Raw genomic sequence first — 12,689 nt, 5'->3', positions numbered from 1 at the left:
GAGCAATGAATATGAATCTGCAATTATTAAATGAAGTCACTGCTTTCATCTGGGCTGAAGCAGATATGTTAGACCACAGTGAATACCGTGAATGGCTCAATTTATGGAATGAAAAGGGCATTTATATCATTCCGATTGACCCGAACCTCACAGACTACGAAAACAACTTAAATTATGCCTATGACGATAATCATATGCGTAAGTTACGGGTAGAGCGTCTTGAAAATGGTGAGGCAATTTCTACGGCACCAAAGGCGAATACGGTACGCAGCATTTCGCGAGTACGAGTGATTCAAGATCAAGATGATGAAATCGTTTTACGCTGTGCTCAAAATTTACGTGAATTCCGTAAAGAAAACCTCAAGCATTACACGGCCGATATTACGTACCATTTAACTCGTGATGCTGATACAGGTTTCAAGATTAACCGTAAAATCATCAACTTGGTTAACTCAACCGATACCTTGGCTGGTATTAGCTACATTCTTTAGGAGCGGTAACATGAAACAGGTTGTTTTAGTGACAGGTGCTGCTTCTGGACTCGGTAATGTGATTGCTGAATATTTTGCGAGCCAAGGCCATCAAGTGATTTTGTCAGCCAGTACGCTTGAAAAAGCCGAAAATGCTAAGGCACAAAGTCAGTATGCCCAAAATATGTTTCCTTTAAAGCTGGATATTTCGGTTGAGGCAGATTTTCATGCAGCGGTGCAGTGGATTGAAGAGAAATTTTCTAAACTTGATGTGTTAATTAACAATGCCACCGTCACCAAAGCAACGCCTGTATTAGAAATTACCGCAGCCGATTTTGATTGGGTAACCCAAGTTAACCAACGCGGCACCTTTCAAGCTTGTCAAATTATTGGCCAATATATGGCCAAAAAAGGTTATGGACGCATCATTAATATGGCGTCTTTAGCGGGACAAAACGGCGGTACTGCAACGGGTGCACACTACGCGGCAACCAAAGGGGCCATTGTGACGTTAACCAAAATTTTTGCCAAAGAGTTTGCGGCAAAAGGTGTTACGGTCAATGCGATTGCACCGGGACCGATGGAGTCACCGATCGTTCATAGTGTGGTGCCAGACGAAAAAATGGAACAGTTCATCCAGAATATTCCGGTTAAAGCCTTAGGAAGTATGCATTTTATTGCTGAAACTTGTGGGTTGCTTGCAAGTCCAAATGCGAGTTTTGTGACTGGTGCAACATGGGATATTAACGGTGGTTTATTCATGCGTTAAGCCAATCGCTTAACCATGAAAAGGGAGTTAAATCATGACTACACTTTATGATGTTGTCGTTAAAAATCGCCATGTGGAAGGTGGAAATATTGCAGTTATGGAGTTTGAATCTGCAACTTCTGCTGCATTACCAAAGGTTGAACCCGGTGCACATATTGATGTGCACTTACCGAATGGTATGGTGCGCCAATATTCGCTTTGCCAAAATCCAAATGACGAAGGAAAGTTCCGCCTTGGAATCTTACGTGACCCTGAATCACGTGGCGGCTCGATTTCTGCATTTGATGAAATTAAAGATGGGATGCAAATTCAGGTTAGTGAGCCGAAAAACTTATTCCCACTTTTAAAAGCCAAGCACAGTGTGTTGATTGGCGGTGGAATCGGGATTACGCCGTTAATTACGATGGCATATCAACTTGCACATGAAGGTGCATCATTTGAGCTTCACTACTGTGGTGCTAGCCCTGAAAAATGTGCTTTTGTTGATGAAATTAAAAATGGTGTGTTAGCACAATACACAACTTTCCATTTTAAATCCGAAGGCGCAAGCCACAGAGCATTTTTTGAATCTGCCATTAAAGATATTGATCCTGAAAGTCATATTTATACCTGTGGTCCAGTCGGTTTCATGGATTGGGTGATTAACCTCGCCACGACTCACGATTTTCCTGAGCAGCAAATCCACAAAGAGTATTTCCAAGTCGAAACCGACACATCGGGAGATTCATTTGAGGTGGTGGCTGAGCGAAGTGGAAAAATTATTATGGTTGAAGCTGGCGAAACCATTTTGCAGGCTTTGGCTAAAGAAGGCATCGACATTGAAATGTCTTGCGAGCAAGGCGTATGCGGAACCTGTATGTGCGATGTAATTGAAGGCGAACCTGATCACAGAGATGTTTATTTTACTGACGAAGAAAAGGCCAGCAATGAACAAATATTGGTGTGCTGTTCACGCTCTAAAACACCGAGATTAGTTTTAGATATCTAATGCTCTCGCGATTTATATGGATGTAAGAGAAGGTTTAGGAGAAAGATGATGAATGTATTACAACAAATAGATGAGTTTACGGTCGATCCACTACAGTTTCGACGAGCATTAGGAAATTTTGCAACAGGCGTTACCATTGTTACTGCACAAAATGCACAAGGTGAGAAAGTCGGTGTAACCGCAAATAGTTTTAACTCGGTATCGCTCGACCCACCGCTTATTTTGTGGAGCATTGATAAAAAATCGTCAAGTTTTTCTGTATTTGAAGAAGCAACACATTTTGCAGTTAATATTTTATCGGGCACGCAAATTGAGCTGTCTAATAAGTTTTCGAGACGCAATATAGATAAATTTGCCGACACAAATTTTCAACTCGGTGCAGGACGTGCACCCATCTTAGAAAATTGTTCTGCGGTGTTTGAGTGCGAACGCTATCAGGTTATTGAAGGCGGTGATCACTGGATTATTATTGGTAAGGTGGTTCGTTTCCATGACCAAGGTCGAAGCCCATTGGTCTACCATCAAGGTGCATATTCTTGTGTCATGCCGCATCCAAGCCTTCAAGTTAAGCAAACTGAACAGAGCGGCGTAGACCAAACACATTATGGGCACTTATATAATAATGTCTGCTACTTAATGAGCCGTGCTTTCAAAGCTTATCAAACCGACTATATTCCAAAGCAAATGGCTTCGGGTTTTCGTACCAGTGAATCTCGTCTCTTGCTTGTTTTGGCCAGTGGTACTGCTTCAAGTAAAGAAGATTTACCGCGCGATATTGCTATGCCAATGCAAGAAGTTGAAAGATCAGCTGAAATTCTAAAATTTGAAGGGTTACTGGTTGATCACGATAATTTGTACGCACTGACTGAAAAAGGCAAACAAACGGCGCAGTATTTATTTGATATTGCCGATAGCCACCAAAATGAGGTGTTTAAAAAGTATTCTGAGGAACAAAAGGATATTTTTATTACCATGCTGCGAGATTTTGCAGGAGTAGCATAAGCCCCATTAAGCTGATAAATTGAATTGATTTATCAGCTTATTCATATCTAGCTGACTATCATCAAAACAATTCCACGGATAAGGAATTTTTGGCACACAATTTGTTTATCAATAAAACAATATTGCAAATATGCCAAGACAGTGCACCACCACAAACACAAAATTTTGAGCGGTGGCACATGTATAGAGAGGTAAGGGATGAACCAATATGTAAGCGATGCATTACTCACATGGACGCACCATATTAAAAGTGTGTGCGGCAATTTTGAAACCGATTTTGACGGAACCCGTAATTTATTCATTGGTGAGGTTCAGTGCTTTTTATTGGGCGATACCGAAATTGCTTTTATCAAAAACAATGCAAATAAAATTGTCCGAAAAGCCGATGAAATAGATCGAGTAAATAATCGTTTTTGTTTTTTGATTTTGCAGTATTCGGGAAAAATGCTGCTCGAGTATAAGAATGAAACCTTAAGCCTAAATGAAGGCGATATTGTGTTGGTGGACCCGGTCGAAACAATTTCGATGTATCCGCAAGGTTTGGTGAGTCAGATTTCAGTGCACCTGTCGCGTGAAAAATTACTTAAAGAAAATATTAGTACCGAATATTTTGGAAAACTGATTACTCAAAATATGAGTGGTTTTTTACTCAAGAATATTTTGAAAAATATGTCTGCTGAAAACATCAAACTTTGGTACGCAACCGAAGATGGTAACGCTTTTGAAGATGCGCTGATTGCCTTAATCAAACCCACAATTAATTATAAAAATGTTCATAGCTCCAATAACCTGATGGAAAAAGCCGAGCGTTTTATTATAGAGAACTTAGCAAAACCAGATTTAACACCTAAATTAATTGCAGAGCATATTGGGGTATCACTACGACATCTCTACCGTTTATTTCTTCAAGAAAATCTATCTATTAACAAATATATACAGCTCAAACGCCTAGAAAAAGTCAAAGCGGATTTGCTTGATAAAAAGAACAAACAGAGTTCGATTACCCAAATTGCCTTGAAGTGGGGTTTCTGGGACGGTGCTCATTTTTCAAAGATCTTTAAAAAGACCTATGGTATCTCTCCTAAAGAGTTTAGAGAGGGTATGTCGGTTTAAATATTTTTTCTTTTAATGTCATTTTTAGACAAATTCGACGTCATTCTTGAACAAGCTAGCCCTATGTAACTGTGTTGAAATTAAATTCATTAGAGCAGGTTAGATAAGCTTAATAACCATAGAACTATTAAGTTGGTCTAATGAATTTTACTCACAGGAAAGTGCATTTTAACTGTCTGATTCAGATAGTTCAGGGATAGATGAAAAGGATGAAACCAATGCGTAAACAACGATTATTGAATGACATACAAAAAATACTGGCACTTAACTTATCAATCGCTGCAAGCTTTTGGGGACTCAATACTCAAGCGTTTGCTCATGGTGGAAAGGCCGACATGGTCTCACTTTATCAGAACATGAGTGAGCAAGGCGCTAAAGTTGTTAAAGATGACTTTACCAATACCTATACAATTACCAAAGGCTCTATAGTGGTGAGAGCCAAGCCAAACTCAAATCAGGTTTTAGTGAATGGCAAACCTTTAAAACTCAGTGTCCCGTTATTAATCAAAGATGGTAAGCCTGTTATTGGAAAAGATTTTTTTAACGAAGTATTCCAGTCGGGGTTAGATCAAACTTTTAAAGTTGAAAATACCTTTCACCCGCTCAATAGCTTAAATTCTGACGAAATCAAAAAGACATTTGATGTGATTAACCGCTCGAAATACGCTTATAAAAATATGCGTTTTGCCGAGTTAAAGCTTAAAGAACCTGAAAAAGCCAAAGTATGGGATTACTTTATTAATCATAAAGATTTTAAAGAAGATCGTATTGCCTCATTTATTTTATTAAAGGGCAATCAAGCGATTGAAGGTGAAGTTAATCTTAATACTCAACAAGTCACAAAATGGAATGTACTTAAAGATACTCACGGTATGGTTTTGCTTGATAATTTTGAAGCCGTACAGCGCGTAATTGAGACGAGTAAAGAATATCAAGACGCGTTACGCAAACGCGGCATTACCGATGTGAAGAAAGTGATCGCTACTCCGCTAACTGTTGGATTTTTTGGCGGTAAAGATGGTCTGGATAAACAACTCAATATATTAAAAGTCGTTGCTTATCTCGATGTTGGGGATGGTAACTACTGGGCGCATCCAATTGAAAATTTAGTTGCTGTAGTCGATTTAGATAAAGAAAAAATTATCAAGATTGAAGAAGGTGCGATCATTCCTGTGCCGATGGCAAATCGACCTTATATGTCGAATAAGCCCGTAGCAAGTAAGTTAAAACCACTCAATATTACTGAACCTGAGGGTAAGAACTTTAGCATTACTGGCCAAACCATACATTGGGGGAACTGGTGTTTGCATGTGGCGTTAGATTCTCGTGTTGGCTTACAGCTTTCAACAGTGACCTATAAAGATAAAGGTGTGAAGCGTAAAGTCATGTATGAAGGTAACTTGGGTGGAATGGTGGTTCCATATGGTGACCCTGATATCGGTTGGTACTTCAAATCTTATTTGGACTCTGGCGAATATGGTATGGGAACACTTACCTCATCTATTATTCCGGGAACAGATGCACCCGACAACGCTGTTTTACTTGATGCCGTGATTGCAGACTACAAAGGCCAGCCACAAGTAATTCCAAATGCCATTGCTGTATTTGAACGTTATGCAGGACCTGAATATAAACATCACGAAATTTTTGGCAATCAGGATGCCAGTGAAGCCCGCCGTGAACTTGTCATCCGCTGGATTAGTACGGTTGGAAACTACGATTACATGTTTGACTGGGTATTTTCCCAAAATGGTGTAATTGGAATTAATGCGGGTGCAACGGGTATTGAAGCTGTTAAAGGTGTTAAAGCACGCACCATGCATGACAGTACTGCCAAAGAAGACACCAAATATGGAACTTTAATTGACCATAATATTGTGGGTACAACGCATCAGCACATCTATAACTTCCGCTTAGACATGGACGTAGATGGGGAAAATAACAGCTTTATGCATATGGACCCTGTAGTGAAAGCCAATGACAAAGGTGGTGTTCGTACAAGTTCAATGCAAATTGACAGTAAAGTCATTACCAATGAGCAAAATGCAGCTGAAAAGTTTGATCCATCTACCATTCGCTTACTCACGAATTTCAATAAGGAAAATAAATTAGGTAATCCGGTTTCTTACCAGCTCATTCCTTTTGCAGGTGGAACACACCCTGTGGCGAAAGGAGCCAATTTTTCTAAAGATGAATGGTTATTTAAACGTTTGAACTTTATGGATAAGCAAATTTGGGTGACTCAATACAATCCAGACGAACGCTATCCTGAAGGGAAATATTCAAACCGTTCAACTCATGATACAGGCTTAGGACAGTTCATTGGTAACAACGAAAATATTGAAAATAAAGACCTTGTGGTTTGGATGACAACAGGCACAACCCATGTGGCACGTGCTGAAGAGTGGCCAATTATGCCGACAGAATGGGTTTATACCTTAATCAAACCTTGGAACTTCTTTGACAACACCCCGACTTTAAACTTGGGTGAAGAAGAGCAAAGCACGCAGCACGACCCTCACTAAAGACAAACATGACGAGGATGGGTAACGAATAAATTACCCATATCTGAGCACGGTTAGGCCGTTCGCAAAAAGGAATTTCTCAATGAAAAATTTATTTTCTCAGGTTATGAGAGGGACTTTCTTTGTCTCATTTTTTTCAACTGTGCATGCTAGTGAGCTAGAAATTAAGCCAACATTTGAAGCAACTTTTGGAGCTTTTAGTAGTGGTAAAAGCTATAACGGCGAAAACCTAGATGATGAAAGAATCAATTGGCAAGAAGGTCATCTTAAATATGGTGCGAAAGGACAATACACCTTTAAAAACAATCAGCTCTATGCAAGTTTGAGCGGTATTAGCTCGGCAACATTTGGTGATGGTGATGCCGGCCAAAATAGTAATGGCAAAGAACGTAAAACAGATGTGAATGAATGGATTATTGGTTTTAAAGATGGCACCAATAAAGATGAGTTAACGACCTATGATTTAAGTATCGGTCGGCAAAATATCATGATTGGTGATGGGTTCTTCATTGCAGGTGATGCGTTAAATCTTGGTAAAGCGCCTGCGGAGGGCACACTAGATCGTGGCGGGGCATATTATCTGGCAGCTCGTCGAAGCTTTGATTTTACAAGTTTGCTTCAATACAAACCGCAAGAGAACACAACCTTAAAACTGGCTTATTTAAAGTCCGACAATAAAGCACAATTTTCACCTGAACTGTTTGTGACTGATCTGATGTATCAGCTTAAAGATAAGGGTGTTGGGTTTACCTATTTAAACGTATTAGACCTTGAAGATGCTGAACACGTTTCAGGGCGAGAAGATCTTAAAAATTATGCTTTACGTTTGAATTATCAACCTTTACCAGAACTACAGGTTAAAACTGAGTTTGTAGTTCAAGATAAAAAAGATGGCCAAGAAAATGCTGGCTACTTAGCGCTGAACTATAACTTTTTATCTTCAAAATATACGCCTTCATTAGGCTACCGTTTTAGTCATTTTTCAGACCAATACGACCCTATGTTTTATGGAAATACGGTCGGCTTTGGTACATGGTTTCAGGGTGAAGTTGCCGGAAACTATGCTGGACCATTCAATAAAAATGCAGATATTCACCAAGTTTCTTACATGATGAATTTGAAAGAAAACTTTATGTTAGGTGCTTTGGCCTATAAGTTCAAAACAGTTAATAAATCTTTAACTAATGTAGATGGACATGAGCTGGATGTCTTTTCGGTCTGGTCGGTTAATAAAAAATTCAACGTGATTCCTTTAGTGGGACTTTATAAACCAAAACACGATATCCATAGTGGCGGTACTCAAAACTACGATGACAAAACCAATGTCTATGCGCAGTTAATTCTGCAATACATCTATTAATAAATCCTTTTAAATGAATTGAGAGAAATAAAAAATGAGTGAAGTTAAGATTTTACAAAGCGTACAGCAATTTATGGCACGTCAATATGGACATTTTATTGATGGAAAGTTAGTTGTTGCCGAGCTTTTAGATAAAGTGGATATAGTGAATCCATCTACTGAACAAGTCGTTGCTCAAATTAGTATTGGTAGTCAACACGATGTCGAAAGCGCCGTGAAAAGTGCTGAACATGCTTTTCAAAATGCTTGGGCTGAAACTACACCGTATGAACGTGGCGTTAAACTAAATAAGTTGGCAGATTTAATTGAGCAACATGGTGAAGAACTTGCTCAGCTCGAGACGTTGTCTACAGGAAAACTTATCAATATTTCCCGTCATCTTGAAGTTGCACAATCCGTTATTTTCTTAAGATATTTTGCAGGGTGGGCAACCAAAATTAATGGTCAAACCATGCAACCTTCTATTCCTTCTATGCAAGGTGAGAAATATACGGCCTTTACTTTAAGGCAACCAGTGGGTGTAGTTGCAGGGATTGTGCCTTGGAATTTTTCACTGATGATTGGCGTTTGGAAAATCGGTTCAGCTTTAACAACTGGCTGTACCATTGTGCTTAAACCAAGTGAGTTCGCCAGTTTATCATTATTACGTTTAGCTGAACTTGCTATTGAGGCAGGTATTCCGGCTGGTGTAATTAATGTAGTTACGGGTAAGGGCGATACAGGGCAATATTTAATTGAGTCACCGCTGGTTAAGAAAGTCTCGTTTACAGGTTCGGTACCAACAGGTATTGCCATTGGTAAACTCGCAATGAGCAGCGATTTAACCCGTGTAAGTCTAGAGTTAGGCGGTAAAAATGCTATAGCTGTTTTGGCTGATGCAAATATTGATGAGATTTTACCGACTTTATTGCAAGCAACTTTTGTGCATCAAGGTCAGGTTTGTGCATCCCCAGAGCGTTTTTTTGTACATCGTACAAAATATGATGAACTAGTTGATAAACTCTCGAAAGCACTTTCGCAGTTTAAAATTGGATCAGCTATGGATGAAGGAAGTATGTTTGGTCCACTTTCTAACCAGCCACACTTTCATAAAGTGAAACATTATTTAGATATGGCTAAAGCCAACAATCAGATTATTGCTGGTGGTGAGGCTCTAGATCAAACAGGATATTTTGTACAGCCGACTTTAATTTCCTTTAAAAATACCGATGATCCTTTATTTTCAGAAGAAATCTTTGGCCCAGTGGTCGGGGTAATGCCATTCGACACTGATGAAGAGCTCATTCAACTGATGAACCAGTCTCGCTTTGGTTTAACGGCAAGTATTTGGACAAATGACTTATCGAAAGCTTTGCGTTTAATTCCTAAAATTGAAGCAGGTACCTTGTGGGTCAATATGCATACGTTCTTAGATCCATCAGTTCCATTTGGTGGGGTAAAAGCTTCGGGAATTGGCAGAGAGTTTTCAGATGCATTTATCGAAGATTACACCGAATTAAAATCGGTCATGATTCGGTATTAAATTTCAAAATTCTAAGAAATATAAAAAATGGCCCCTATAGGCCATTTTTTTGAATCATTAAATTAACCTACTAAAAAATCTTTTAAGATTTTATTAAAAACTTCTGGTTGCTCGACATTAGAAATATGAGAGGCATCTATTTCTGCAAGTTTTGATTGTGGAATGCGTTGCTGCATAAATTCACCATCTGCAACTGTAGTGACTGGGTCTTGAGTTCCAGCAATCACCAATACAGAAATTTTAATGTCTTTTAACTGTTCACGGACATCCGCTTTAGCCAAAGCCTCACAACAATTGGCATAACCCATTGCGCTGCCAGCACTTAAGTCGTTACACAGGTTGTTAACAATTGAAGGATGACTTTGGATAAAGGGATCTGTAAACCATCTCGAAGCTGCTGTAGCTGCGATTGGTTGTAAACCTTGCTCACGTACTAATTTTGCACGGTCAAGCCATGCCTGTTCTTGTCCAATTTTAGCGGCAGTATTTGCCACAACCACATGACTAAAACGGTTAGGGTAGTGAATCGCCAGCCATTGACCTGTTAAACCACCCATTGAAATACCACAAAAAGCAGCTTTGCTAACATTCAGATGATCCAGTAAACGGACAACATCTTCACCTAATTGCTCTACAGTGTATGGACCATTAGGTGTAGAGGATGAACCGTGACCACGAGTGTCATAGCAGATCACAAAAAATTGATCTTTTAACTCATTAAACTGTTTTTGCCACATACCATAATTGGTGCCCAAAGAGTTGGAAAACACCAGAGCAGGGGAAGATGGCTCACCAAAGGTTTGATAGTTAATTTGTGCATCGGCAGATTGAAAAGATGGCATTTGTTTCTCCTTAAAGTGCTTCAACACGTTCAATAATCAAAGCAATGCCTTGGCCTACACCAATACACATTGAACACAAGGCATAACGACCACCTGTTTGTTCAAGCTGGTTTAAGGCTGTGGTCACAAGACGTGCACCTGATGCACCAAGTGGATGACCTAATGCAATTGCACCACCGTTTGGATTCACCTTGTCAGAATCATCTGGCAAACCTAAATCACGGGTTACTGCCAAAGCCTGTGCAGCAAAGGCTTCATTGAGCTCAATCACATCCATCTGCTCTAAAGTCAGGTTGGCTTGTTTAAGTAATTTTTTAATCGCTGGTGCCGGAGCAAAACCCATAATGCGTGGTTCTACACCTACGGCCGTTGAAGCAATGATCTTGGCACGTGGTTTTAAGTTGTAAGCCTGAACTGCATCATCAGAAGCTATCAGCAGAGCCGCTGCACCATCATTAATGCCTGAAGCATTCCCCGCAGTGACCGTACCCTCTGCTTTAACTACAGGTTTAAGTTTGCTTAAACCTTCAAGGGTGGTTGATGCACGTGGATGCTCATCGGTATCAATCACCACAGCATCGCCCTTACGCTGAGGGATTTCAACCGCCACGATTTCTTTAGAAAAAAAGCCGTTGGCTTGCGCGCTTGCGGTGCGTTGTTGGCTCACCAAGGCAAACTGGTCCTGATCTGCACGATTGATGTTAAACTGTTCAGCAACGTTTTCGGCAGTCTGGGGCATGGTGTCTACACCATACAATTCTTTAAGTTTAGGGTTAATGAAACGCCAGCCCATGGTGGTGTCTTCAATCTTCTGGCTACGGCCAAAGGCACTGTCAGACTTACCCATCACATAGGGCGCACGGCTCATACTTTCCACACCACCAGCAATTACTAGATTTGCTTCACCTGCTTTAATGGCACGGGCAGCAATGGCAATGGCATCGAGTGATGAACCGCATAAACGGTTAATGGTGGTTGCCGGCACCTGATACGGTAAACCAGCAAGTAGTGCTGACATACGGCCGACATTACGGTTATCTTCACCGGCTTGATTGGCACAACCATAAATCACATCATCGACCTGTTCCCAATCTACACTTGGGTTACGCTGCATGAGGGCTTTAATAGGTACAGCGCCAAGGTCATCGGCACGGACGGGTGCAAGGCCACCGGCGTAACGGCCAAATGGAGTACGGATGGCATCGATGATATAAGCGTTTTTCATTCTAACTTTTGTCCTTTACTTCAGGCCTTTTTAGCCATTCTCCGTAAGTATTTTGCAGTGGCGACATGGATGTCGCCTTGTTACTCAGCACAACAGGGAGGTTGTGTCTGAGTAACAAAGGTTTTTGGTTACTTTTTTAAAAAAGTGACACGAATTAGCTGGTGGTACCTGACTTAAACAGATAAGACTCCGTTGTGATGCTTTATAAATTTTCATATCAACGAATAACATCACAGCTGTAATTTATTGTGATATCCATAGGTCTGTTGTATAAGCGATACCTTACTTTTGAAAGGTCAAAAGTAACAAAAACCTTTGTTGAACAGAGGAGGCTTCCTTGCCTCCCTGTCCAACGGGCGACATCCATGTCGCCTGTCACGATAGTGAATGCTGTGTAATAGGTGTTTGTTGTGTAAACCTTACCCTTGAGTCGCATCAATCAAAGTTGCACCCGTTAAAGCCTGTAACTCATCAAAGCTAAGACCTTCAACTTTCTCAATCACCTTTAAACCATCTCTGGTCACATCAATCACACACAGGTCAGTGTAAATACGATCCACACAGTGCTTACCCGTTACCGGATAAGTCAGCTCAGCGACTATCTTTGGCTCACCTTGTTTGGTGACGTGGTCTGTAGTGATAAATACTTTCTTGGCACCAACCGCTAAATCCATCGCACCACCAACAGCAGGAATCGCATCCGGCGCACCCGTGTGCCAGTTCGCCNNGTCTTCTTCACCCGCAGCTGGTGGCGGGCCAAAAGCCAACAGACCATTTTCAGAATGTAGGAAGACATCTTTATCGGCAGGTAGGTAGCTGGCAATCTTGGTCGGTAAACCAATACCCAAGTTCACATAGGCACCATCTGGAATA

At 40.5% G+C, this 12,689-nt stretch carries 11 protein-coding genes; 8 read left to right on the top strand and 3 right to left on the bottom strand.

Features of this window, described 5'->3' with window-relative positions:
• The first annotated feature begins 5 nt into the window (after positions 1-5).
• From RFX69_RS18860 to RFX69_RS18825, 8 genes are all read left to right on the top strand, one after another.
• The gene (locus RFX69_RS18860; RefSeq protein WP_001056936.1) at positions 6-491 is read left to right on the top strand and encodes an aromatic-ring-hydroxylating dioxygenase subunit beta; all 486 of its coding nucleotides are present in this window, start codon (positions 6-8) and stop codon (positions 489-491) included.
• Between the two features lie 10 nt (positions 492-501).
• The gene (locus RFX69_RS18855; RefSeq protein WP_000815905.1) at positions 502-1,239 is read left to right on the top strand and encodes an SDR family NAD(P)-dependent oxidoreductase; all 738 of its coding nucleotides are present in this window, start codon (positions 502-504) and stop codon (positions 1,237-1,239) included.
• Positions 1,240-1,273: 34 nt separating this feature from the next.
• Entirely contained in the window at positions 1,274-2,227 is a 954-nt protein-coding gene (locus RFX69_RS18850; protein WP_000210286.1) for a PDR/VanB family oxidoreductase, read from the top strand.
• A gap of 45 nt (positions 2,228-2,272) precedes the next feature.
• On the top strand, positions 2,273-3,229 hold the full coding sequence (locus RFX69_RS18845; protein WP_080631088.1) for a p-hydroxyphenylacetate 3-hydroxylase reductase component: 957 nt from the start codon (positions 2,273-2,275) through the stop codon (positions 3,227-3,229).
• Positions 3,230-3,427: 198 nt separating this feature from the next.
• Positions 3,428-4,342, top strand: coding sequence for a transcriptional regulator FeaR (gene feaR / locus RFX69_RS18840; RefSeq protein ID WP_016685079.1), 915 nt, complete (start codon positions 3,428-3,430; stop codon positions 4,340-4,342).
• 209 nt (positions 4,343-4,551) lie between these two features.
• Positions 4,552-6,867 carry a primary-amine oxidase gene (tynA, locus tag RFX69_RS18835; RefSeq protein WP_289332597.1) on the top strand — a complete coding sequence of 772 codons (2,316 nt, stop codon included), beginning with the start codon at positions 4,552-4,554 and terminating at the stop codon, positions 6,865-6,867.
• Positions 6,868-7,009: 142 nt separating this feature from the next.
• On the top strand, positions 7,010-8,227 hold the full coding sequence (locus tag RFX69_RS18830; RefSeq protein ID WP_125282220.1) for a hypothetical protein: 1,218 nt from the start codon (positions 7,010-7,012) through the stop codon (positions 8,225-8,227).
• Between the two features lie 34 nt (positions 8,228-8,261).
• Positions 8,262-9,749, top strand: a complete 1,488-nt coding sequence (locus RFX69_RS18825) for an NAD-dependent phenylacetaldehyde dehydrogenase (protein ID WP_271056369.1) — start codon at positions 8,262-8,264, stop codon at positions 9,747-9,749.
• 62 nt (positions 9,750-9,811) lie between these two features.
• Here RFX69_RS18825 and pcaD read toward each other — a convergent pair whose 3' ends face one another.
• From pcaD to RFX69_RS18810, 3 genes are all read right to left on the bottom strand, one after another.
• Complete coding sequence (pcaD, locus tag RFX69_RS18820; RefSeq protein WP_207273256.1) at positions 9,812-10,591, bottom strand: 3-oxoadipate enol-lactonase; 780 nt, start codon at positions 10,589-10,591, stop codon at positions 9,812-9,814.
• 10 nt (positions 10,592-10,601) lie between these two features.
• A complete protein-coding gene (pcaF, locus tag RFX69_RS18815) occupies positions 10,602-11,816 on the bottom strand; it encodes a 3-oxoadipyl-CoA thiolase (RefSeq protein ID WP_289332598.1) in 1,215 nt (404 codons plus the stop codon).
• Between the two features lie 419 nt (positions 11,817-12,235).
• Positions 12,236-12,688: a CoA-transferase gene (locus tag RFX69_RS18810; RefSeq protein ID WP_309169623.1), complete on the bottom strand. Its 453-nt coding sequence runs from the start codon at positions 12,686-12,688 to the stop codon at positions 12,236-12,238.
• Position 12,689 lies beyond the last annotated feature (1 nt).

Origin of the sequence: Acinetobacter sp. 148 (assembly GCF_031196675.1) — a bacterium.
GTDB lineage: Bacteria > Pseudomonadota > Gammaproteobacteria > Pseudomonadales > Moraxellaceae > Acinetobacter > Acinetobacter baumannii.
This window is presented reverse-complemented; position numbering and strand designations above follow the sequence as displayed.